Annotated in this window: 19 protein-coding genes and 1 tRNA gene; 7 read left to right on the forward strand and 13 right to left on the reverse strand. The window is 65.3% G+C overall.

What is annotated here, in order from left to right; translation table 11 throughout:
- Positions 1-224: 224 nt before the first annotated feature.
- The 7 genes from fdhF to mobB all read right to left on the reverse strand — a co-directional run bounded on the left by fdhF (position 225) and on the right by mobB (position 9,307).
- Positions 225-2,993 (reverse strand): formate dehydrogenase subunit alpha, encoded by a 2,769-nt coding sequence (fdhF, locus tag ABIB99_RS40310; protein WP_354181216.1) that lies wholly within the window; start codon positions 2,991-2,993, stop codon positions 225-227.
- The gene (locus tag ABIB99_RS40315; protein WP_166349986.1) at positions 2,990-4,693 is read right to left on the reverse strand and encodes an NADH-ubiquinone oxidoreductase-F iron-sulfur binding region domain-containing protein; all 1,704 of its coding nucleotides are present in this window, start codon (positions 4,691-4,693) and stop codon (positions 2,990-2,992) included. Before ABIB99_RS40315 ends, fdhF begins: the two co-directional genes overlap by 4 nt.
- A gap of 152 nt (positions 4,694-4,845) precedes the next feature.
- Complete coding sequence (locus ABIB99_RS40320) at positions 4,846-5,118, reverse strand: hypothetical protein (protein ID WP_063985265.1); 273 nt, start codon at positions 5,116-5,118, stop codon at positions 4,846-4,848.
- Between the two features lie 110 nt (positions 5,119-5,228).
- Positions 5,229-6,884, reverse strand: coding sequence for an OFA family MFS transporter (locus ABIB99_RS40325; RefSeq protein WP_166349984.1), 1,656 nt, complete (start codon positions 6,882-6,884; stop codon positions 5,229-5,231).
- Positions 6,885-7,206: 322 nt separating this feature from the next.
- Positions 7,207-7,470, reverse strand: coding sequence for a sulfurtransferase TusA family protein (locus ABIB99_RS40330; RefSeq protein ID WP_014497569.1), 264 nt, complete (start codon positions 7,468-7,470; stop codon positions 7,207-7,209).
- A 43-nt stretch (positions 7,471-7,513) separates the two neighbouring features.
- Positions 7,514-8,770: a molybdopterin molybdotransferase MoeA gene (locus ABIB99_RS40335; RefSeq protein ID WP_354181220.1), complete on the reverse strand. Its 1,257-nt coding sequence runs from the start codon at positions 8,768-8,770 to the stop codon at positions 7,514-7,516.
- Positions 8,771-8,779: 9 nt separating this feature from the next.
- Positions 8,780-9,307: a molybdopterin-guanine dinucleotide biosynthesis protein B gene (gene mobB, locus ABIB99_RS40340; protein WP_354181222.1), complete on the reverse strand. Its 528-nt coding sequence runs from the start codon at positions 9,305-9,307 to the stop codon at positions 8,780-8,782.
- Between the two features lie 209 nt (positions 9,308-9,516).
- Here mobB and fdhD point away from each other — a divergent pair, with 209 nt between their 5' ends.
- Both fdhD and mobA read left to right on the forward strand, forming a co-directional pair.
- Positions 9,517-10,407, forward strand: a complete 891-nt coding sequence (gene fdhD / locus ABIB99_RS40345; RefSeq protein WP_354181224.1) for a formate dehydrogenase accessory sulfurtransferase FdhD — start codon at positions 9,517-9,519, stop codon at positions 10,405-10,407.
- Positions 10,388-11,029, forward strand: coding sequence for a molybdenum cofactor guanylyltransferase MobA (gene mobA / locus ABIB99_RS40350; RefSeq protein WP_354181226.1), 642 nt, complete (start codon positions 10,388-10,390; stop codon positions 11,027-11,029). Before fdhD ends, mobA begins: the two co-directional genes overlap by 20 nt.
- A gap of 33 nt (positions 11,030-11,062) precedes the next feature.
- Here the strand turns inward: mobA and ABIB99_RS40355 are convergent, their stop codons facing one another.
- From ABIB99_RS40355 to ABIB99_RS40370, 4 genes are read right to left on the reverse strand one after another with little or no spacing between them, the layout of a single operon-like run.
- Positions 11,063-12,193 carry an FAD-dependent monooxygenase gene (locus ABIB99_RS40355; protein ID WP_354181228.1) on the reverse strand — a complete coding sequence of 377 codons (1,131 nt, stop codon included), beginning with the start codon at positions 12,191-12,193 and terminating at the stop codon, positions 11,063-11,065.
- Between the two features lie 49 nt (positions 12,194-12,242).
- Complete coding sequence (locus ABIB99_RS40360) at positions 12,243-14,192, reverse strand: molybdopterin biosynthesis protein (RefSeq protein WP_354181230.1); 1,950 nt, start codon at positions 14,190-14,192, stop codon at positions 12,243-12,245.
- A 12-nt stretch (positions 14,193-14,204) separates the two neighbouring features.
- On the reverse strand, positions 14,205-15,311 hold the full coding sequence (locus ABIB99_RS40365; protein WP_354181232.1) for a molybdopterin-binding protein: 1,107 nt from the start codon (positions 15,309-15,311) through the stop codon (positions 14,205-14,207).
- A gap of 54 nt (positions 15,312-15,365) precedes the next feature.
- Positions 15,366-16,199, reverse strand: coding sequence for an ABC transporter substrate-binding protein (locus tag ABIB99_RS40370; protein WP_354181234.1), 834 nt, complete (start codon positions 16,197-16,199; stop codon positions 15,366-15,368).
- Between the two features lie 323 nt (positions 16,200-16,522).
- Between ABIB99_RS40370 and ABIB99_RS40375 the strand changes: the two genes are divergently transcribed.
- Together ABIB99_RS40375 and ABIB99_RS40380 are read left to right on the forward strand one after the other, a co-directional pair.
- The gene (locus ABIB99_RS40375) at positions 16,523-17,416 is read left to right on the forward strand and encodes a substrate-binding domain-containing protein (protein ID WP_063985273.1); all 894 of its coding nucleotides are present in this window, start codon (positions 16,523-16,525) and stop codon (positions 17,414-17,416) included.
- Positions 17,417-17,514: 98 nt separating this feature from the next.
- On the forward strand, positions 17,515-18,744 hold the full coding sequence (locus ABIB99_RS40380; protein ID WP_063985274.1) for an ABC transporter substrate-binding protein: 1,230 nt from the start codon (positions 17,515-17,517) through the stop codon (positions 18,742-18,744).
- 70 nt (positions 18,745-18,814) lie between these two features.
- Here ABIB99_RS40380 and ABIB99_RS40385 read toward each other — a convergent pair whose 3' ends face one another.
- Entirely contained in the window at positions 18,815-19,789 is a 975-nt protein-coding gene (locus ABIB99_RS40385; RefSeq protein ID WP_354181237.1) for a TAXI family TRAP transporter solute-binding subunit, read from the reverse strand.
- Between the two features lie 107 nt (positions 19,790-19,896).
- Between ABIB99_RS40385 and ABIB99_RS40390 the strand changes: the two genes are divergently transcribed.
- The 3 genes from ABIB99_RS40390 (at position 19,897) to ABIB99_RS40400 (ending at position 23,036) form a co-directional block, all read left to right on the forward strand.
- Positions 19,897-20,874 (forward strand): Bug family tripartite tricarboxylate transporter substrate binding protein, encoded by a 978-nt coding sequence (locus ABIB99_RS40390; protein WP_063986651.1) that lies wholly within the window; start codon positions 19,897-19,899, stop codon positions 20,872-20,874.
- Between the two features lie 343 nt (positions 20,875-21,217).
- A tRNA-Ile gene (locus ABIB99_RS40395) sits at positions 21,218-21,293 on the forward strand.
- Between the two features lie 420 nt (positions 21,294-21,713).
- A complete protein-coding gene (locus ABIB99_RS40400) occupies positions 21,714-23,036 on the forward strand; it encodes an epoxide hydrolase family protein (protein ID WP_354181239.1) in 1,323 nt (440 codons plus the stop codon).
- On the opposite strand, the gene ABIB99_RS40405 is transcribed toward ABIB99_RS40400, so the two are convergent.
- Positions 23,022-23,567 carry a helix-turn-helix domain-containing protein gene (locus ABIB99_RS40405; protein ID WP_354181241.1) on the reverse strand — a complete coding sequence of 182 codons (546 nt, stop codon included), beginning with the start codon at positions 23,565-23,567 and terminating at the stop codon, positions 23,022-23,024. The genes ABIB99_RS40400 and ABIB99_RS40405 overlap by 15 nt on opposite strands.
- Positions 23,568-23,666: the final 99 nt, after the last annotated feature.

The following is a 23,666-nucleotide window of genomic DNA, read 5'->3' on the forward strand; positions in this document are numbered from 1 at the left end:
ACCACCGGAGCGAAGCCGTGGCGATGTCGGGTATATACCCGCCACACATTCGGTGTCGTCCCCCGCGAACGCGGGGACCCATAACCACAGGGAGAAGTTTGGCGGAGGCTCATGGTCCGGGATCGCGACCGTCCGCAATCGATGGATCACGCGGTATGGATCCCCGCGTTCGCGGGGACGACAGCGGTGGGTTGGCGAGACCGTGCTGCCAAACGGCGAATCGCCTACTCCGCCGCGTCCCGCATCTCCGCACGCTCGGCCCTGGCCGCGCAGAACTTGAACTCCGGGATCTTGCCGAAGGGATCAAGCGCCGGGTTGGTCAACAGGTTGGCCGCCGCCTCCGCGTAGCAGAACGGCATGAACACCATGTTCTCCGGCACGTCGCGATCGGAGCGGACCTTGACCTCGACTGCACCGCGGCGGGTCTCCAGCCGGATGAAATCGCCGGGCGCCAACTTCTTCCGGTGCATGTCCTTCGGCGACATGAACGCGACCGCTTCCGGCTCGATCTGGTCGAGCACCTGCGCGCGGCGGGTCATCGAGCCGGTGTGCCAATGCTCGAGCACGCGGCCGGTCGAGAGCACCATCGGATATTCGGCGTCGGGCAGCTCATCCGGCGGGATGACCTTGGCCGGCACGATCTTGCCGCGGCCGCTCGCGGTCGGGAAGCCCGTGGTGAAGATGATCTCGTTGCCGGGCTTGTTCGGATCGTCGGCCGGATAGGTCACGGCACCTTCGCGCACCAGCCGCTCCCAGCTGATGTTCTTGAGCGAGGGCATCAACTCCGCCATCTCGGTGTAGACGTCGCCGGGGCCGGAATAATTCCAGGGCAGGCCCATCCGCTTGCCGATCTCCTGGATGATCCAGAGATCCTGCCGCGCATCGCCCGGCGGCTTGATCACCTGGCGCGCGAGCTGCACGCGGCGATCGGTGTTGGTGAACGAGCCGTCCTTTTCGGCAAAGGCCGAGGCCGGCAGGATGACGTCGGCATGGAACGCGGTCTCGGTGACGAAGAGATCCTGCACGACGAGATGATCGAGCATGGCGAGCGCCTGGCGCGCATGCTGGAGATCGGGATCGGACATCGCGGGATTCTCGCCCTCGATATACATGCCCGTGATCTCGCCGGCATGGATCGCGTTCATGATCTCGACCACGGTCAAACCGCGGACGGGATCGAGATCCTGGTGCCACAGCTTTTCGAAATTGCCGCGCAGATCGTCGCGGCTGACCGGCTGATAATCCGGCAGGAACATCGGGATCAGGCCGGCGTCGGAGGCGCCCTGCACGTTGTTCTGGCCGCGCAGCGGATGCAGACCTGTGCCGAGACGGCCGACCTGGCCGGTGATCAGCGCGAGCGCGATCAGGCAGCGCGCATTGTCGGTGCCGTGGACGTGCTGGCTGATGCCCATGCCCCAGAAGATGATCGACGACTTTGCCCGCGCATAGGTGCGCGCAACCTCGCGCAGCGTTTGCGCCGGGATGCCGCAGATCGCCTCCATCTTCTCCGGCGTGAATTCCTTGATCTTCTCCTTGAGGTCCTCAAATCCCTCGGTGTAGCCGGCGATATACTGGTCGTCGGTCAGGCCTTCGGCGATGATCGTGTTGATCATCGCATTCAGCATGGCGACGTCGGAGCCCGGCTTGAATTGCAGATGCTTGGTCGCATGGCGCGACAGCGTCTGCCGGCGCGGATCCATCACGAACAGCTTTGCGTCATTCTGCTTGACCGCGTTCTTGATGAAGGTCGCGGCGACCGGATGGTTCACGGTCGGGTTGGCGCCGATCACGATGATGACTTCGGCATCCATCGCAGCCGAGAACGGCGCCGACACCGCGCCCGAGCTCAGGCCTTCGAACAGCGCCGCCACCGACGAGGCGTGGCAGAGCCGCGTACAGTGATCGACATTGTTCGAGCCGAAGCCGGTGCGCACCAGCTTCTGGAACAGATAGGCCTCTTCGTTCGAGCCCTTGGCCGAGCCGAAGCCGGCCAGCGCCTTCACGCCCTTCTCATCGCGGATCCTGACGAGGCCCTTGGCTGCGATGTCGAGCGCTTCTTCCCAGCTCGCTTCGCGGAAATGCGTGAAGGGATTGGCGGGGTCGACCTGGTCGTTGGAATCCTTCTTCGCATTCGGCAGCCGAACCAGCGGCTTGGTCAGACGATGCGGATGGTGGATGTAGTCGAAGCCGAAGCGGCCCTTGACGCAGAGACGATTGTGATTGGCGGGGCCGTCGCGGCCTTCCGCGTAGATCACCTTCTCGTCCTTGACCTCGTAGGTCACCTGGCAGCCGACGCCGCAGAACGGGCAGAGCGAATCCACCTTCTTGTCGGCGTAGACGACACGGGTCTGCTTCTCGTCGAGCATGACGGCCGGCATCAGCGCGCCGGTCGGGCAGGCCTGCACGCACTCGCCGCAGGCGACACAGGTGGACTCGCCCATGGGATCGTCGAAGTCGAACACGATCTTCGAGCCATGGCTGCGATACGCCATGCCGATGACGTCGTTGACCTGGACCTCGCGGCAGGCACGCACGCAGAGGCCGCACTGGATGCAGGCATCGAGATTGACGCGCATCGCGGGATGGCTGGCATCGGTCGCCCAGCGCTCGGCGGCGGGGAAGCGGCTTTCGGTGACGCCTGTGGTCTCGGCCCAGTGCCAGAACTTCGAATCCGGATCGTGCGAGGTCTCGCGCGCCGGCTGGTCGGCGACGAGCAGCTCCATCACCATCTTTTGCGCCGACACCGCACGCGCGGACTCGGTCTTCACCTTCATGCCGACCGCCGGGGTGCGCTTGCAGGAGGCGGCGAGCACGCGCTCGCCCTCGATCTCGACCATGCAGGCGCGGCAATTGCCGTCGGGGCGGTAATCGGGCGCTGGCGAATAGCACAGATGCGGAATCTCGCGGCCTTGGCGTTTTGCAACTTGCCAGATCGTCTCGCCGGGTTTGGCCTCGACCTGCTTGCCGTCGAGCTCGAACGTAATTTTGGTCATTCGGCCGCTTCCTTGAACTCGTCAGGGAAATATTTGATCACAGTAGACAGCGGATTCGATGCCGCCTGTCCGAGCCCGCAGATCGAGGCATCGCGCATCGCCTGGCTCAATTCTTCCAGAAGTGCGCGGTTCCAGACGGGCTTCTGCATCAGCTGCGCCGCCTTCTGGGTTCCGACACGGCACGGCGTGCACTGGCCGCAGCTCTCGTCCTCGAAGAACTTCATCAGGTTCAGCGCCGCCGCGCGCACGCTGTCCTTTTGCGACAGGATCACGATCGCGGCCGAGCCGATGAAGCAGCCGTATTTCTCCAGCGTGCCGAAATCGAGCGGGATGTCGTCCATGGACGCCGGCAGGATGCCGCCCGACGCGCCGCCCGGCAGGTACGCATAGAACTGGTGCCCGTCGGCCATGCCGCCGCAATATTCGTCGATCAATTCGCGCACAGTGATGCCGGCGGGTGCCAGCTTCATGCCGGGGTTCTTGACGCGGCCCGAGACCGAGAAGCTGCGCAGGCCGTGACGCTCATGGCGGCCATTGCCCTTCCACCAGTCCGCGCCCTTCTCGACGATGTCGCGCACCCACCACAGCGTCTCGATGTTGTTGATCAGCGTCGGCAGGCCGAACAGGCCGACCTGGAACGGATAAGGCGGCTTGTGCCGGGGCAATCCGCGCTTGCCCTCGATGCTTTCGAGCAGCGAGGATTCCTCGCCACAGATATAGGCGCCGGCGCCGCGGCGCATGTGCAGCGTCGGACCGCCCGGAGGAAGCTTTGCGATCTCACGCTCGAGGATCTCGCGCGATGCCGGATATTCGTCGCGCAGATAGATGTAGACGTCGGAGGCCTGCACGACATGCGCGCCGAGTAGCATGCCTTCGATGAAGCGATGCGGATCGCTTTCGAGATAGACGCGGTCCTTGAACGTGCCAGGCTCGCCCTCGTCGCCATTGATCGCCATCAGCCGCGGGCCGGGTTCGCCCAGCACCGCGCGCCATTTCCGGCCCGTGGGGAAGCCGGCGCCGCCGAGGCCGCGCAGCGAGGCGTCGTCTAGCGCCTTCAGCAGATCGTCCTTCGGCAACTCACCCGAGCGCACGCGATTGAGCAGCTTGTAGCCGCCGCCGGCGACATAGGCGTCGTAGTCAACGTACTCAGGCAGATGCGCATGGGTGTCGCCGGCCTTCGCCGCCGCCATCACATTGGCCACGGTCGCGTGATCGACGAAGTTGTGGCCGACCTCAGCCGCCGGCGCCGTATCGCAGCGGCCGACGCAGGGCGCGCGCACGACGCGGATGCCCGGACCCGATGTGCTCTGCAGATCGGCGAGCAGCTTCTCGCCGCCCAGCATCGCGCAAGTGAGAGAATCGCAAACGCGGATCGTCAGCGGCGCGATATCAGGCTCGCCTTCCTTCACGATGTCGAAATGCGCGTAGAAGGTCGCGGTCTCGAACACCTCGGCGAAGGCAAGCTTCATCTCGTCGGCAAGCGCGGCGAGATGAGCGGCCGAGATCTGGTGATATTTGTCCTGGATCAGGTGCAGATATTCGATCAGGAGGTCGCGCCGCCGCGGCCTGTCGCCGAGCAGCTGCTCGATCTCGTGCGCGGCGGTGGGATCGACCTGCCGCCCCTTGGGCGTGGCCTTGGCTCGCTTCCGTCCCTCGCCCGGGTGTTCGAACGAGCGGACCTCGTGCACGTCGTGACTCATCGATGCGTCTCGTATCTCTTCTTTAGAACGAGTCCAACTCTAGCCTGTGGCATACCAGATGCCAAGAGAATTCATGCGTTCCGATAAGCATTTAAGGGGCATGCAGCCGCGCGGCTCCATGCCCCTTCATCGATCCGATTTGTGGCGCGACCTCACGTCTTGCTCATGCACTCTTCGATGTAGAACCAGCGGTCGTCGCCAGCGAGGCCCTTGGACTTCACGTCGGCGCGGCAGGCCTTGAGCTTCGGCTTGTTGGCCGCCCACTTCGCCTTCATGTCCTTCAGCTTCTGCATGGTGAGCTTGATCTTGCCCGGCTTGGCTTCGGTCGTTGCGGCAGGCGCCGCCGGCGGCGTCGTCTGCGCGGATGCGGCATGAAGGCCAGCGACAAGCAACACGGCCACAAGGCAAATTCGGGTGCGAAGCATTTCAATCCCCCTAAGTCCCACTCTTGATTAAGTCCGACTCTCGATGATGTCTAAAAGGCAAACGCCGCGGGACGCCGATGATCAGCATCCCGCGGCAGTCTCGACGGCGATCAGAAGATCTTGACCGCGCTCTCCAGCGTCTTCCAGACACCCCAAAGCAGGGGAACGCCGACGAAGGCCCAGAACATCGCCGCCTTGACGTCAAGCCCGCCAAATCCGATGCCGTAGGAGCCGTGCGGCCCCGCGGCAGCGGCGCTGGCGCTCGCCGCTTGCAGCTTGGCGACGTCGGCGTCCTTCATGTGCCACTTCGAATCGACCGGCTTGATCAGGTAGTTGCAGATCAGGCCCGCGATCAGCATCGCGCACAGGATGTACATGGTCGTGTTGTAGAGCTGATCGCGCGGCACGCCCGCCGCGAGCTGGAACTCGCGGATATAGTTCACCACGACGGGACCGATGATGCCCGCGGTGGACCACGCCGTCAGCAGCCGGCCGTGGATGGCGCCCACGAACTGGGTCCCGAACATGTCGGCAAGATAGGCCGGCACGGTGGCGAACCCGCCGCCATACATCGAGAGGATGATGCCGAAGCCGAGCACGAACAGGAGCTTCGAGCCCATCGCTGCAAACGTCGGCGCCAGCGCGTAGAGCACGATGCCGAGGATGAAGAACGTGTAGTAGGTGTTCTTGCGCCCGATCTTGTCCGACAGCGATGCCCAGAAGAAGCGGCCGCCGATGTTGAACAGCGACAGCAATCCGGCGAAGCCCGCGGCGATCGCGGCGATCTGCGCCTTCTGCCCGGCGTCGAGCGCGTTGAAGCCGACTTCAGGCAGGCCGATCAGCTTGCCGGCGAAGATCTCCTGGAGCATCGGCGAGGCCATGCCAATCACGCCGATGCCGGCCGATACGTTCAGGCACAGCACCCACCAGATCAGCCAGAACTGCGGCGTCTTGTGCGCGTCGTTGAGATGGACGTTGCTCTTCGAGATCATCGCGTTGGCCTTGGACGGCGGAGTCCAGCCCTCGGGCTGCCAGCCGGGCGGCGGCAAGCGATAGCGGAACGCGCCGATCATCATGAACACGAAGTAGATGACGCCCATCGCGACGAAGGTCTCCCAGACGCCGACCGAGGTCGGGGTCTTGAAGTAGTTCATCAACAGGTTCGCCAACGGCGCGCCGATCATGGCGCCGCCGCCGAAGCCCATGATGGCCATGCCGGTCGCCATGCCGCGGCGGTCCGGAAACCACTTCACCAGCGTCGACACCGGCGAGATATAGCCAAGGCCGAGACCGATACCGCCGATCACGCCCGAGCCCAGCCACAACAGCCAGAGCTGATGGGTGTAGACTCCGATCGCACCGAGGAAGAGACCGCCGCACCAGCACAGCGCCGAAACGAAGCCGGCCTTGCGCGGTCCCACGCGCTCCAGCCAGCCGCCCCAGACTGCAGCCGCGATACCGAGCAACACGAAGAACAGCGTGTACATCCACCCCATGCTGGCGACCTTCCAGTCGCAGCTGGTCGTGAACAGCTCCTGAAACAGCGACATGTCTGCGCACGCCTTCGGCGCGGTCACCCCGATCGCGCGCGACAGCGGCAGCCAGAACACCGAGAAGCCGTAGGCCATGCCGATGCAGAGATGGATGCACAGCGCAGCCGGCGGCACCAGCCAGCGATTGAAGCCGGCGGTCGCGATGGTTCGCTCGCGATCCAGAAAACCTGCGCCGGCACCCGAAAGTGTTCCAGCGCTCTCGATTGTTGCCATGTAGTCCTCCCCTGCAGTTGCCCTTCTGAGCAAGCCTGCCGCTGCAATCCTGGTCCTCAGCCCGTTGCGGCGCAGCCAACGGTCCCTGCTGCTCCGCACAATCATTCGACGCGCGCCAGGATCGTCACGCGCGTCCGAGTCGTTAACCCCTCGAGCGGGGCTCTATGCCGATACACCGTGCAGGCTTCGTGAGCTTGGCCCGTTCATCCGCGTATCGCAGACAAGACTCAACCTCCGCGCCTGCACGGAGGTTGTCAATTGGGGCAGAAGCCACGATTGATGTCGATAGACAAAAGGTAGGTATCAGCAGAGTGACCGTGCACTACGAACGCAGCGCACCATTGGTTTTCTCTATCGATCCATTGATCTTTTCTATCAAGAACACGATGCGCGCCTCGTTGCGCTCGGTGATCTCCACCGTGTCGCCCGTCTCGCGGATCAGGTTCGGAATGTCAATCACCGACAAGGGGTCGGTGCAGTGCACCTCGAGCTGATCGCCTGGCTGTAACGGTTTGAGCGCCTTGCGCGTCTTCAAGGCAGGTAGCGGGCATTTCAACCCGGTGAGATCGAGCGTGGTTCTGGTCATGGGCGCAACATGGCGGGGTGAGGCGATGGCGTCAACGCGAGGCTCAGAGCAAATCCGCATAGGACAAGAAACCCACGCTCTGGCCCGGCTCGACACGCGTGATGTCGTCGCCGAGTTCGATGAGGCCGTCGGTCTCGACCAGCGACGACAACAGGCCTGCGCCTTCGCGCGGAAACTTGACCGCTTCCAACGCGCCGTCCTCTCCGCGCCGCAACGAGCTGCGAACATATTCGCGGCGGCCGATTTTCTTCTTGTAGGTGAACGCGGCACGCACCGGGATCGGCAACAGCGGCTCCGGCAGACTGCCCGCGAGCGCCAGCACCGTCGGCCGCACCACATGGACGAAGGTGACAAAACTGGCGACGGGATTGCCGGGCAGGCCGATCAGCGGCGTGCCGCCGATGATGCCCATCGCAACGGGACGGCCGGGCTTGATCGCCATCCGCCACAGCACCAGCGAGCCGATGCTCTCGACAGCCGCCTTGACGTGGTCCTCCTCGCCGGTCGAGACGCCGCCGGTGGTGAGGATCAGATCGTGGCTGCCTGCAACCTGCTTCAATCCATCCGCGAGCGCATTGCGCTCGTCGCGCAAGATGCCGAGGTCGGAGACCTCGCAGCCGAGCCGGCGCAGCATCGCCATCAGCATGAAGCGGTTGGAATCGAACAGCTGTGAGGCCGCGCGCGGCTCGCCGGGCGAAGCCAGCTCGTCACCGGTCGAGAACACGGCGACGCGGATGCGCCTGACGACGTCGAGCCGGGTCAGGCCGAATGCTGCAGCAAGCGCGACATGCTGCGGCCGCAGCCGCTGGCCGGCCCGCAGCGCGACGTGCCCTTGTGGAATGTCCTCGCCCGCCGGGCGGACATTGGCGCCGGGCTTCAGCCCCGGCGGCAGCACGATTCTGCCGGCCTCATCGAGGCGGACGTCTTCCTGCATGAAGACGGTCTCGGCGTCAGGCGGCATCGGCGCGCCCGTGAAGATGCGCGCAGTGTGGCCGGCCTTGATCGGCGCCTGCGCAAGACCGCCGGCCTGGATGCGGCCGTCGAGCGGGAATGCCCGTTCCGCGCCTTCCGGAAGGTCGGCGTTGCGCACGGCGTAACCGTCGACGGCGGAGTTGGTGAAGGGCGGCAGCGGCAGGGGCGCCGCGATATCGCGCGCGAGCACGCGCCCATCGGCGTCAACGAGTGCCACGGTCTCGATATCGGCGATCGCATTGACGCGCGTGGTGATCAGACCAACGGCCTCGTCGACCGACATCATCGGTCCGCCGAAGGCAAAGCAATCGTCCGACAGTTGCGCCATGGTGCCTCGTCAGCGTATCGCGGCGCTTTTTGCCACCGCTTCCTCGACCGGCATCGCCGCACGCAGCAGCAATGCCGCGGCAGCCTCGATATCATCGAGATGGACGGTCGGCAGGCGGGTTTCAATGGCGATGTCGGTCGCGATCCCGACAATCCCGGGATCATCGGGAAACAGCAGCGGCTTGCCGTTGGCGGCGCGATGCACCTCGATCTTGCGGTGCGGCTCGCGCTTGAAGCCCTCGACCACGACGAGATCGACGGCTGATAGCTTGCTCAGGAGCTCCGGCAGCCGCGGTTCCTCGGCGCCGCGCAATTCACGCATCAGGGCCCAGCGGTTCGACGACGCAACCAGCACCTCGGCCGCGCCGGCCTCGCGGTGGCGCCAGGAATCCTTGCCGGGCACGTCGACGTCGAACTGGTGATGGGCATGCTTGATGACGGAGACGCGCAGGCCTTGCGCGTTGAAATGCGGGATCAGCCGCGTCAACAGCGTGGTCTTGCCCGCACCGCTCCAGCCCGCAAGGCCGATGACTTTCATAACCGTTCGATCTCCGCCAACGGCTCGTCAGCCGATGGAACCCCTGGCCTCTCCCCGTCATTGCGAGCGCTGCGAAGCAATCCAGACTGCCACCGCGGATATAATTCTGGATTGCTTCGCTGCGCTCGCAATGACGAACGGAGGCATTTCACCCATTCCCCGTCATGCTTATATCGGCTTGACCCGAATGTCATGCTAACGTCGCGGCCATGATGAAGATCGACAAAGCCCCGGTGCCCCTGATCGTTCCGAACCCTGACGACCCGCGCCTGACAGAGCGCGTGACCGGCACCGACCAGACCGGCGCCAAGGTCGAGATCAAGGTGCCGATGGAACGGCCGCTGACGCTCTACCTGAATTCGCAGGAGATCGTCACCATGATGACGATCGGCGACTACCCGGAATATCTGGCGCTGGGCTATCTGCTCAACCAGAACATGCTGAAATATAATGACGAGGTCACCGAGGTCGAATACGACGACGACCTCCAGGTGGTGGTGGTGCGCACCTCACATCACACCAATTTCGAAGCCAAGCTGAAGAAGCGCACCCAGACCTCGGGCTGCGCGCAGGGCACCGCGTTCGGCGACCTGTTAGAGGCGGTCGAGAGCGTCGCGCTGCCGAAGGCCGAGCTGCGCACCTCCTGGCTCTACCAGATGACGCAGACCATCAACACCATGCCCTCGCTCTATCTGGAGGCCGGCGCGATCCATGGCTGCGTGCTGTGCAAGGAGGGCGAGCCGCTCTGTTACACCGAGGACGTCGGCCGTCACAACGCGGTCGACAAGATCGCCGGCTGGATGTACCGCCACGGCGTCGATGCCTCCGACAAGATCCTCTACACCACGGGACGGCTCACCTCGGAAATGGTGATCAAGACCGTGCGCATGGGCATTCCGATCCTGGTGTCGCGCTCCGGCTTCACCGCCTGGGGCGTCGATCTCGCTCGCCAGGTCGGACTGACGCTGGTCGGCCGCACGCGCGGTAAGCGCTTCATCGCGCTCGCGGGCGAAGAGCGGATCGTCTACGACCAGAACCTTGCTTACGTCGAGGAGGAATCGACGAAGCACAAACGCAAGGGTGAAGGTGGTGACGACTGACTTTCCGGCAACGCAGGGCGTGCTGCTCGCAGGCGGCCTCGCGCGGCGCATGGGCGGCGGCGACAAGCCGATGCGGACCATCGGCGGCCGCACCATCCTTGAGCGCGTGATCGCGCGATTGACGCCGCAATGCAGCGGATTGATCCTCAATGCGAACGGCGATCCCGCACGCTTCGCGGCATTCGGCCTGGCCGTTGTCGCCGATGACGTCCCCGGCTTTCCTGGGCCCCTCGCCGGCATTCTCGCCGCGCTCGACTGGACGGCGGCGAACCGGCCTGACATCGAATGGGTGCTGAGCGCAGCAGGCGACTGCCCGTTCCTGCCACGCGATCTCGTGGCGCAGTTGCACGAGCAGCGGGAGCGCGAGAACGCACAGCTCGCGGTCGCCGCATCAGGCGATCAGTCGCATCCTGTGATCGGTCTGTGGCGCGTCGCCTTGCGCGACGAGCTGCGTCACGCGCTGGTCGTCGAGGACCTCCGCAAGATCGACCGCTGGACCGCGCGCTATCCGCTCGCAACGGTGACATGGCCGGCCGAGCCGCTCGATCCGTTCTTCAACGCCAACACGGTCGAGGACATCGCCGAAGCCGAGCGGCTGGCCGCGCTGGATGCGGCCTCCTGACAAGAAGCGTCGGCGCAAGCGCGAGCAGACGGTTCAAGCCGCCAGCGGCACTTCCCAGGCGTCGTAGCCGTAAACCCAGCTCGTATCGGTCCTCTCCTTGAGCCAGATGTTGGCGCGCGAGGTCTCCTGCACCCGCGTCGTGCGCACCTTGCGGGTCGCCTCGAAGCGGCGGAACGCATTGGCGACGCCGTCGCGGCCGACACCGTCGAGGCAGCGCGACAGCACGGCGGCGTCCTCGATTGCCATGGCCGCGCCCTGCGCCATGTAGGGCGTCATCGGATGGCAGGCATCGCCGAGCAGCGTCACCTTGCCGTCGGCCCAGCGTTCCAGCGCGTCACGATCCATGATCGCCCATTTGTGCACGTCGGGACAGGCGGCGAGCACCCGAGTGACCTGCGGATGAAAACCTTCGAATGATGCGCGCAGATCGCGCACGTCGCCCTTCGCCGACCAGGACTCGATGCGAAAGTCCGGCTCGGGCTGGCTGGTGACGAGATAGACCTCGCTGCGATCAGGCTTGACGTAATAGATCACGATGTGGCGGTCCTCGCCCCACCATTTGGTGCAGTCGTCGATCCCTGCGCCGCCGAGCAGCGCGGCGGGATAAGTGGTGCGATAGGCGATGCGACCGGTGAATTTGGCCGGCGCGGTGTCGAACAGGAGATCGCGGACCGTCGAATGGACGCCGTCCGCGCCGACCACGGCATCGGCGATGGCACACGTGCCATCGGCAAAGGTCAGCCGGACACCATCGCCAGTCTGGTCGAGACCGACGAGCTTGTGACTGAGCCTCACAAATTCGTTCGGCACCACGCTCGCCAGCGCCGCATGGAGATCGCCGCGATGGGCCAGCAGATAGGGCGCGCCGAACTTCTCTTCCGCGCTCTCGCCAAAAATCATGTCGAACTTGATGTCGCCGCTCTTCCAGTCGCGGTTGTTCCAGGAGCGTGGATAGAACGAGTGCTCGCGCATCCGCGCCTCCAGCCCCAGCGCGCGCAACACCTTCATTGCGTTGCAGCCGATCTGGATGCCGGCGCCGATGCGGGCGAACTGGGAGGCCTGCTCGTAGACCATCACATCGATACCGACGCGCCGAAGCGCCGCGGCCGTCGCGAGCCCGCCCATGCCGGCACCGACGATCGCAACCGAAAGCGGCCTCGCCATCGCGTCCCCCACCCTGTCGCGCGGCTTGAACGCCGCGTCGTCGCCGCCTCTACGCAGGCCGGAAGCCCGCTCGCTCCAGCGCCGTACGCGCCTCATCCGAGCCGAGTGCGTCGAGAAAGGCCTGCACGGCCGGCCGCTGCTTGCGCGCCGTCACCAGCGCGAAATCATAATGCTCTTCCGCGAACGGAATGAAACCGAGGCCGACCGCATGGGCGACCGGCGCAATCGTCATGCCCCAGTCGGCGCGGTGCTGCGCGACAGCCGCAGCCACGGCATTGTGCGAGCGCGGCTGGTTCCAGTAACCTTCCGGGCGCGCACCGCCGAGCAGCCGGTCGATCAGGATGCGCGTGCCGGCGCCCTGGTTGCGGTTGACCATGATGCAGGCGGGGTCCGCGAGCGCGGCAGCGACGGCCTCCTTCGCACCGAGCCGCTCAAAACGCTTGTCGCCCTTCCGGAACACGATGCCCTGCATCCGCCGCCAACCCGGCACGAGCTCGAGCCCCTCAACGAGGTAAGGCGTGTTGTAAGTCTCGCTCTTGTCGTCGAACAGATGGATCGGCGCGAGATCGCATTCGCCGCGCTTCGCCGCAGCGAGCCCGCCGAGACTGCCGACCGCGATCGAGCGCACGGTCAGCCCCGCATGCGCGAGCTGTGCGGTGACGAGATCGAGGCCGGTGCAATGGCTTCCGACGATGACGAGATCGGGCACCCGCACATGCGGCGTGAACAGCGTCACCTCGGCGTCGGTCCCTGCCGGCATCTGGTCGGCGAGCGCGTCGATGCGCAGAAAACCGTCGGCCTGCGCGAACGACGTGATCGCACCCGACCCCTTGCCGGAGGGATAGGCGATCAGGCCGTCCTTGCCGCCGACCAGCGACACCATGACGAACTCGGTGCGGCCAAGCTCGGAGGCGACGCGCACCGGCACGGTTGCGTTCACCTTGGCATCGGAGCGCGGCGGCAGCCCGGCCATCCTGCGCAGCACCGGCACGATCATGTCGTGGAAGGTGAACATCGCCGAGGTCGGAAAGCCCGGCAGGATCACCACCGGCTTGCTGTCGCACACCGCAAGGCACAGCGGCTTGCCGGGCTTGAGCGCAACACCATGCGCGATGATGCCGGGCTGGCCGAGCCGGCCGATGATGCGATGGGACACGTCACCCGCGCCCTTCGAGGTGCCGCCCGAGAGCACCAGCATGTCGGCGTCCGCCAGCGCGCGGCGCATGGCGGCTTCGAGTTTTGCCTCATCGTCGGGAATGGCGCCGAGGAACACCGCCTCGCCGCCATTCTCGTCGATCGCGGCAGCAACGATGGCGCCGTTGGTGTCGTAGATCGCAGCCGGCGCGAGCGCCTCGCCGGGTTGAACCAATTCGTCACCGGTGGAGATCACGGCAACGCGCGGCTTGCGCGCGACAGTCACCTCGGCGATGCCGCAAGCCGCCAGCATGCCGATCTCGCGCGAGCCGATGATCGTGCCGGCGCGCAGCAGCGCCTCGCCGCGCGCGATGTCGGAGCCTGCGTAGGACACGAACTGTCCCGGCGAGACGGCTCGCCGGACGTCGATCGCATCGGATCCGGCGGGCTGGGTGTGCTCCACCATAACGACGGCGTCGGCGCCGCGTGGTAACGGCCCGCCGGTTGCGATCGGCGTTGCGGTTCCCGTCGCCACTTGCAGCTTCGGCGCGGTGCCGCAGTGAATGGTCTCGCCGTTCAGCGCAAGGCGAACGGGCGCGCCTTCGCCGGCCGCGGCGAGATCGGCCGAGCGCACGGCAAAGCCGTCAACGTTGGAACGGTCGAACGGCGGAACATCGATCGGCGCCGTGATGTCTTCGGCGAGCGCCGCGCCGAGCGCATCGGCAAGCTTGCGCGCCTCGCTCGGGACCGCGCGCGGGAACAACGCAGCTTCAAAGCGCGCCAGCGCGTCCTCACGCGAGAGGATCTTGAGGAACTGCTCCTGCTCGAGCGCGCTGCGGTCTTGCGATTGCGGGATCATCGTCATGCCAAACCCATATCACTCCCGCATCAGATAGGCATCGACCGGCGTTCCTGCCGCAAATCCCTCGTGGCTGGCGGGAACGAGCAGCCATGCATCGGCCCGGGCAATGGCCTGAAGCGGCCATTCCCCCAACGCAAGCGGGAGCCACGCATGATGTTCCTCGGCCAGCAGGGCGATTTCGGCGATGCCGACACTGGATGCGATTTTTCGCCCAAGCGGCAAGGTCATGCGTCGGCGCAGCTGCCGCGCCGACAGCCGATCGACGAGCGGCAGCACGAGCGCGAGCCAGGCGGCAAGCGCATGATCGGGCGAGCCGGGCAAGGCGACGATTGGAACCGGTCCGAGCCGCCCGACCGCGGCGGTGCGTCCGGGCTGGAGCGCGAGGCCATGGGCGAGCACGTCACCATGCCGGGCCAGCGCGCTAACCGCGGCATCCCGGCGGCCTGCGCCGCTGCCGCCGACCGTCACGACGAGATCGCAGGCGAGATCGCCGAGCGCTTCCGCGATCGATGCCGCATCTCGCGCAGCAGCTTCGCGCGTTTGCACCTGCAGCCCTGCCGCTCGCGCGATCTCGGCAATCATGTGCGCCGTAACGGCCGCACCCGGCACGTGGACGATGCACAGCCGCGGCCGCCGTACGCTCAGCTTTTCAACACCGGCGGTGCGCGCGAGCAGCAAGGCGGCGGGATGGATCAAATGCCCTTCTGCCACGGCGGGTGCCCGCCCGGCGATGTCGCTTCCGGCGCGCCTGACGCCCTGTCCGGGCACGCCCTCCGCCAGCACCTGAGCGAGTGGACCCGACACCTCGACTGCGTCGGCATCGAGCACACAATCACATCCCGGCGGCATCGCGTCGCCGGCATCGACCCAAACGGGCGCCGTCGTCAGAGGCAGCGGCGAATAGGCGGACGCGCCGACAATATCGTTGGCGCAGAGCGCCCAGCCGTCCGCAGCGGCGATGTCGCACGACGGACAGGCCGCAAGCAGCGGCGTCCCTGCCGCGATGCAGCCGGCGGCCTCCGTCAGGGGCAACTCGATCGTCGCGATCGGATCAACGCCTCGCAGCAACGCGGCGAGCGCAGTGTCGAGCGGCGTCAGCGATGGCGGCAGGCGCTGGGTCATGCGCCATGATGGACCATGCATCGCCCGGTTTGGCAACCGCTGGCAACGCGGAGCTCAGCCACCGGACTTGGCCGCATTGGGGAAGAACAGCTGCTGTCCGTCGACCTTGTAGCCGGCGATCGCCGCCTGCCCCTCCGGCGAGATCAGCCAGTCGATGAAGGTCTGCCCCAGCTCCTTCTTCACGTTCGGAAATTTTTCCGGGTTCACCAGCATCGCGCCGTACTGATTAAGCAGCCGCTTGTCGCCTTCGACGACGATGTCGAGATCGCCGCGATCCTTGAAGGCGATCCAGCTGCCGCGGTCGGACAGCACATAGGCGTTCGCCGTGCGCGCCGCGTCGAGGGCTGCGTCCATCCCTTGCTTGACTTCGCGATACCATGCGCCCTTGGCAGCGGAGATATCGATGCCGGCGACGATCCAGAGCGCGAGCTCCGCGCCATGGGTGCCCGAGCGATCGCCGCGCGTCACGAACGGAGCGCCCTTGGCCTCGATCGCCTTCAGCGCGGTGGCGATGTCCTTGCCCTTCACGGCGGCGGGATCGCTCTTCGGTCCGATCAGCACATAGTCGTTGTACATCACGTCAAAACGCTTCACGCCAAAACCGTCGGCGACGAACTTCTCTTCCTGCGGCCGTGCGTGCATCAGCACGACGTCGACTTCGCCCCTGCGCGCGCCGTCGAGCACTTCATCGGCACGCCGCACGATCACCGTCACCTCGATGCCGGTCTTCTCGCGGAAGATCGGCAGCAGATGATCGAGCAGGCCGGACTCCTGTGTCGCCGTGGTCGAGGCCAGCACGATCGCGCGGTCCTCCGCAAATGACGCCGCCACGCCCGCGGCGAGGCCGCAGAGAAGCGCGAGTGCAACGGACAGGCGGCGGACGACCATGATCGGGTTCCCATTGGCTATGACGCAATCATGATGATCGATTGCGCCACACTCGTGACGCGTTTGCGCGTTGCGCTCCCCACTCGGGATATTTCGGCAATGCGGCCCGCGCGGTGCGCCCATTGCAATTGCGAGCGCGATGGCCGCAAGGCCCGCGCCACGCGGGTGCTTCAGGATCGTTCACCAAAGCAGAGATCGCGCGTGAGGATGTGTTGCAAAGCAGCGAGATGATCGGGCATGGTCCTGGCGGACGTAAATTGAAATGCAGAATTCCACCTGCGTCGAACGCCAAAAAGAAGCAAGAATTTGCATAGGAATGCAGGATGGAATTCCTGACGACCAGCGAAGCCGCCGACTACCTTCGGCTCGGCGAACGCAAGCTCTACGAACTCGTCACCACCGGCGCGATTCCCTGCACCAAGGTGACCGGGAAGTGGCTCTTCCCGCGGCACGAGCTCGACCTCTGGGTCCTGTCGGGACTGGCGCGTCCGGCCGGCATGCTGACTGCGGAGCCGCCGCCGGTCGTGGGCGGCAGCCAGGACGAGCTTTTGGACTGGAGCCTGCGTGAATCCGGCTCGGGCCTGGGATCGATGAGCGAGGGCAGCGCGCGCGGGCTCGAGCGCTTGCAACGCGACGAGGTGATGGCGGCGGCGGTGCACTTCCACAGCCTGGAGGCCGACGGCAATCTTGCTTCCGACGCCAGTGCGACGACGCTGCGTGACGCGCCTGACCTGCATGATGCGGTGCTGGTCGCATTCGTGCGCCGCGAGCAGGGTCTCGTGCTGCCGCCGGGCAATCCGAAACGGCTGCGCGGCCTCTCCGACGTGCTTGCGCTCGGTGTCAGGATGGCGATGCGACAACAGGGCACAGGCGCGCAGATGCTGCTCGACGTGCTGTTGAAGCGCGCCGGCGCCTCGACGCGCGATCTGCGCCGGATCGAGACGCCGGCCCTCACCGGGCCGGATCTCGCCGAGATCGTCCGCGCAGGACAGGCCGATTGCGGAATCGCGACGCGTGCGGCGGCGCGCTCGGCGGGGCTCGATTTCGTGCCGCTGGTCTGGGAGAATTTTGATCTCGCAATGCGGCAACGCAGCTATTTCCGCCCGCCGATGCAGGCCCTGATCCGGTTCCTCAGCGAAAGGCGGCTGCGACAGCGCGCCGAGGAGCTGACCGGCTACGATCCCTCGCCGGCGGGACAGATCCGCTTCGCGGCCTGACGTTGACGCCCGCCCCCAAATAGTTGCAAAAGAAACCAATTCAGCCGGGCCATACCCGGGCAACACCGGCCAACGAGCCGGATCAGGGGAGGACAAGCGTGAATCCAACGAGATTTGGACTGCCGGTCGCGGCCGGCTTTGCAGCGACGTTCCTGGCGGCGGCGCTGCTGCCGGGTACGGCGTCGGCGCAGGTTTCCGACGACATCGTCAAGATCGGCGTGCTCACCGACATGAACGGCCCCGCCTCCGCGCCGACCGGCCAGGGTTCGGTCACGGCGGCGCAGATGGCGATCGACGATTTCGGCGGCAAAGTGCTCGGCAAGCCGATCAGCATCGTGATCGGCGACCACCAGCTCAAGGCCGATATCGGCGGCGGCATCGCGCGGCGCTGGTATGACGTTGATCAGGTCGACCTGATCGTCGACGTGCCGGTCTCCGCGGTCGGGCTCGCGGTGCAGAACATCGCCAACGAGAAGAAGCGGCTGTTCATCACCCACTCGACCGGCACGGCGGATTTCCACGGCAAGTTCTGCTCGCCCTATGCGATCCAGTGGGTGTTCGACACCCGCGCGCTCGCGGTCGGCACTGCGGATGCGGTGGTCAAGCGCGGCGGCGACAGCTGGTTCTTCATCACCGACGACTACGCCTTCGGCCATTCGCTGGAGCGCGACGCCTCCAGCGTCGTCACCGCCAATGGCGGCAAGGTGCTGGGCTCGGTGCGGCCGCCGCTGGCAACACCCGACCTCTCCTCCTTCGTGCTGCAGGCGCAGGCCTCCAAGGCCAAGATCATCGGCATTGCCGCAGGTCCCCCGAACAACATGAACGAGATCAAGACCGGCTCGGAGTTCGGCGTGTTCAAGGGCGGCCAGCAGATGGCGGCGCTGCTGGCGCTGATCACCGACATCCACGGCCTCGGCCTGCAGGCCGCCCAAGGGCTGTTGCTGACCACGTCGTTCTACTGGGACATGGACGACAAGACCCGCGAATGGTCGAAGCGCTATTTCGCCAAGATGAACAAGATGCCGTCGATGTGGCAGGCCGGCGTCTATTCGAGCGTGATGCACTATCTCAACGCCATCAAGGAGACCGGCACCGACGATCCGCTCAAGGTCGCGGCGAAGATGCGGGAAAAGCCGATCGAGGATTTCTTCGCCCGCAACGGCAAGCTGCGCGAGGACAATCTGATGGTGCACGACCTCTGGCTGGTGCAGGTGAAGACGCCGGAGGAGAGCAAATATCCGTGGGACTATTACAAGATCCTCACGACCATCTCGGGCGAGAAGGCGTTCGGGCCGCCGGACCCGGCGTGTCCGCTGGTGAAGAAGTAGGTTTGGCGAATGGCGAATAGGGAGTGGCGAATGGGGACGCTTCCATTTGCTACTCACCACTCGCCATTCGCTATTTGACGACCCCGATCTCGCGAAAATACTTCATCACGCCCGGATGGATCAGCTCCGGCTTCGGCGCTGCCGCGACCGTGTTCGACGCCGTGGTCTCGCAGGCCTGTGCGAGCTGCTTGCAGAAGGCCGCCTCGGCGCCGTGCAGCGTCTTCGCGAGGCGATAGGCGACGTCATCGGGGAGATCCTCGCGCGTGAGGACGAAACTCCACGAGCCGAGCGAGGCGATCGGCTCGGCCTGCTTCGGATAGGAGCCGGCCGGCACGCGCAGCGGCTTCAGGAACGCATGCTTGGCGCGAATGCGCGTGATCTCTTCAGCGGTCGGCGCAATGAAGCGCGCGCCTGACGCGCTCGATGCCACCGCGGCGAAACCGGGCCAGCCGATGCCCGCGCCCCACAGCGCGGCAACGCGGCCGTCCTCGACCATCGCCGGCCCATCGCCGGCGCGGTCGAGATAGATCGCCTTGAAATCCTCGTCCTGCTTCAGGCCGAGGCCATCGAGCACGTAGCGCGCCAGGATCGGCAGGCCCGAGCCCTTGGCGCCGAACGCGACGGGCTGGCCGACGAGATCGCGAATGGTCTTGTACGGACTGTCCGCCCGCACCACGAACATGCCGGGGTTGGAATAGATCGCGGTGAGGATCTTCAACCGCACAGGCGCGCGGCCGATGCCGGCAAACGCCTCGTAGGCGGGCTCGCCCGCGACCAGCGCGAGATCAAGCTCGCCCTTCTCCAGCAACGGAATGTTCTCGTTGCTGCCCTTGGTGTTGCGGGGCGCGATGGTGATTTGCGGATCGGCCGCGTTCATCGCCTCCGCAAACGCGTTGCCGTAGAGCGGAAAGCCGCCGCCGGGCGTCGCGGTGCCCAGGCTGAGTGTCGTGGTCGGAATGGCGTTGCCTCCGGTTTGAGCAGCAGCGGGGCTTGCGAGTGGTGCGAGCAGCGCCGCGCCGAGAAGAATTGCGATTGCGAATCTCATGATGAGTCCCGGCCGCCCCGCGTCAACATCGACTTGCGGCGATGTAGGCAGCGGGCGGTTTTTGTGAAAGCATGCAGCCCAACGACAATAGAACAATGGGAGACGTCATGTTGCGAATTTTGCGTAACACTGTTTTTGGGCTGCTGTTTCTTTCAACTCTCCTCAACGCCTCCCCTCCCGCCTCCGCCGCCGGCTACCCCGACCGCCCCGTGCACTGGATGATCGGCTTCGCCGCCGGCGGCCCGGTCGACATCGTGGCGCGGATCATGGCGCAGGCGCTCTCGGATCGCCTCGGCCAGCAATTCATCGTCGAGAACCGCGCCGGCTCCGGCGGCAACATCGCGGCCGCCGCCGCGATCAACGCAGCCCCCGACGGCTATACGCTCTTGTTCGTCGCACCCAACAACGCGATCTCGACCTCGCTCTACAAGAAGCTGCCTTACGACTTCCTGCGCGACACCGTGCCGGTCGCGAGCATCATGCAGCTCACCAACATGCTGGTCGTCTCCAATGCGATGCCGGTGAAGACGGTTCAGGAGTTCATCGACTACTGCAAGGCCAATCCCGGCAAGATCTCCTTTGCCTCGTCCGGCAACGGCACCTCGGTGCACATGTCGGCCGAGCTGTTCAAGGTGATGACCAAGTGCGACATGGTGCACGTGCCCTATCGCGGCTCGGCGATCGCCTTCCCCGACATCATCTCCAACAAGGTGCAGCTGATCTTCGACAACCTCCCCTCCGCGCTCGAGCAGTCGCGCGGCGGCACTGTCCGCGCCCTCGGCGTCACCTCGCCGCAGCGCTGGCCAACCGTGCCCGACGTGCCGGCGATCGCCGAGACCGTGCCGGGCTTCGAATCGGTCGGCTTCTACGGCATCTCCGCGCCGAAGGGCACGCCGCCCGAAGTGATCGAGATCCTCAACAAGGCCGTCGGCGAAGTCCTCAAGGACCCGAAGGTCATCGCGCGGCTGACCGAGAACGGCGGCATCCCGAAGCCGATGACATCAGCCGAGTTCGGCAAGCTGGTCGCTGACGAGACCGAGAAGTGGAAGAAGGTGGTGGAGTTCGCCGGGGTATCGGTCGACTAGGGGTGGCCCTGCGCGGCGCCCGTAGCGCGCCAGCAAAGCATTCGGAGGGACCTGCAGGCCCCTCCGGAATCACAATGTGCGAAAACAACCCCATGCACAGTAGAAAAGCCACGTAATCACAATGGGTTACGGAAGCGAAAAAAGGGCCTTCGCGAGCCGATTTGACTCGTCGGGCAAAACAGGAGCATAAGGGCACCATCGTCAATTTCGGTAATTCAAAAATCACCGGCAATGCTGCGCCAGGGGTTTCCGTCCGCCGGAGCCAGCATTGCACCCCCGCCTCCATCCCTGTAAACGAACCGCGCACCGTTGCTGGCCGCACATCCGCGGCCGTCCCGCGGCGGGGCCTGTAGCTCAATGGTTAGAGCCGGCCGCTCATAACGGTCTGGTTGCAGGTTCGAGTCCTGCCGGGCCCACCAGCCTTCGCTCGCTTTGTCGCGCCAAATTGGGTCCGATTCGATTCCAGGGCTTCGCGTTCGGGCCAATACCGACCGTGAGTTCACTTTCGCTGACTACCATGCCGACGAACCTGGGGCATCACAGGGAGGTCGCGCGCTAATCGCGGATCACTTCGATGGCCGAGCGCTGGGGCCCTGGTTCAACAAGCTGCGCCGAGCAAGGATCGCTGAATTTGGCGGCGTGCCGTTCGCAAGTAGAGTAAAATCGTCAAGGCGAGCGGCAAACATCAGGCGTTAGAGCCCTGTGCGTGAGTGGGTTCGAGAGTTCCGCGAGTATGTGCGAGCCTACCGGGCCTATGTCTCGGCCAACCTTTTGTGGGTCAGAGCGACGCATCGCAGTTCACTAGTCTAGGAGCGGGCTTGTAAACAAGGAGGCCGAACATGACTGCAATCTCCTCTTCACCCACCCGGCGCAGCCTCCTCGCAGGGTCAGTCGCAACTGGTGCCGTCGGCTTGCTTCCAATACATTTCGTCGCCGCACGCGCGCAATCGAAGCAAGGAGGGTCCCCGTTTGGTACTACCAAAGCCGACGCAATTCTTCCCTTCCGAGTCAATGTCCGGGGTGAAGACCTCGCTAATCTCCGCCGGCGCCTCGCGTCCACGCGCTGGCCCACCAAAGAGCTCGTTGAGGATCGGTCGCAGGGTGTGCAACTGGCGACGCTGCGGGCGCTCGCCCGCTACTGGTCGACTGAGTACGACTGGCGCAAGTGCGAGGCACGGCTGAACGCGTTGCCACAGTTCACGACCGTGATCGACGGGGTGAAGATCCATTTCATCCACGTCAAGTCCCGGCATGAGAACGCGCTGCCGCTGATCATGACGCACGGCTGGCCTGGCTCGGTCATCGAACTCCTCGATACCGTCGGTCCCCTGACTGACCCGACCAAGTATGGTGGCACTCCCGACGATGCATTCCACCTGGTGCTGCCGTCCTTGCCAGGCTACGGCTTCTCGGGTGAGCCGACCGAACTCGGATGGGACGCCGCGCGCATCGCGCGTGCGTGGGCGGGGCTAATGGATCGCCTCGGCTACACGCGCTACGTCGCCCAGGGTGGCGACGTAGGAGCGGCAGTAACGGATGCGATGGGGCGCCAGGCACCCAAGGGACTTCTCGGCATCCACGTCAACTTGCTCGCGGGTGTGGCGGCAATGTCCGACAAGCTGCCCGCAGAATCCGAGAAGGAACGCGCGGCGCAGAAGGCGGCCGCGACGTTTAGGGCGAGTGGCTTTGGCTACTTCCTAGAGCAGTCGACGCGGCCACAGACGATCGGCTACTCCCTGCTGAATTCACCCCTCGGGCTCGCGAGCTGGATGCTCGACCATGACACGGACAGCTACTACAAGATTTCCCAAGCGTTCGTGGAGGGTAAGCCCGCGGGCAATCTCACCCGGGACAGCATCCTCGACAACATCACGCTGTACTGGCTGACGGGCACTGGGGCCTCGGCCGCACGGTGGTACTGGGAGGCCGGACAGGCCGCAGCCCGTGCGGCCGGCAAGTCTCCTCCTGCGGTCGCGGTTCCCGTGGGATTTTCGACGTTCCCCGGCGAAATCTTTGCTGCGCCCCGAAGTTGGGTCGAGATTATGTACCCCGGCCTCGCCTACTTCAGCGAGGTCGAACGTGGCGGACATTTCGCCGCCTGGGAGGAGCCGAAGCTGTTTTCAGATGAGGTACGCGCAGCCTTCAGATCATTGCGCAAATAACGGACCAGAGGCTCGACGGCTCGGGGTATTGCGACGAGACGCCAGCGCCCGGTCGAACCGGATGGTGCGTGCGAACAGCTTTGGTGCCATTCCGACTTGCGTCGCAAACCGGCGCTGGAATTGACTGGCGCTAAGGCCGGATTTTGCAACACTGTCCTTGATCCGCGCGCGGCCGCCGGCGGCGACCATCATCCGGGACGAGAGGCCGATCGCGCAGTCCTGCGTGCCGCTTTCGAGCATCGACCCGACCCAGCGCTCGACAATGTCGACGCGCTGAGCAAAATCACTTGCCATCCGCACCGCATCGCCAAGCGCCTCGGCGGATTTGCCTAGTCTAGCGGGCAACATGTTCGCTACTGCGGCGGGTGTGGGCGGACGCAGTTGCGCTCTTGGATCGATGCGGTGTTCATCTGCATCGACTGCGTGAAGCAAGGTCGTCGACTTCCAGAGAACGGTCCGGTGCCCCGAGCGGCAAATCAATTTTGCCGGGGGGCCCGGGCAGGCGATCTTCGCCAGCGCATCGATCAGCAATTCGCTGGTCCGAGGTCCGCGCGGGCACGGATTCGGCAAACTGTCGGAATAGCGCCCGGGCCTGCTCCATGTCGAGCGTCGGTACGTCATGCATTGATT

The organism is Bradyrhizobium sp. LA6.1 (assembly GCF_040547805.1).
GTDB lineage: Bacteria > Pseudomonadota > Alphaproteobacteria > Rhizobiales > Xanthobacteraceae > Bradyrhizobium > Bradyrhizobium barranii.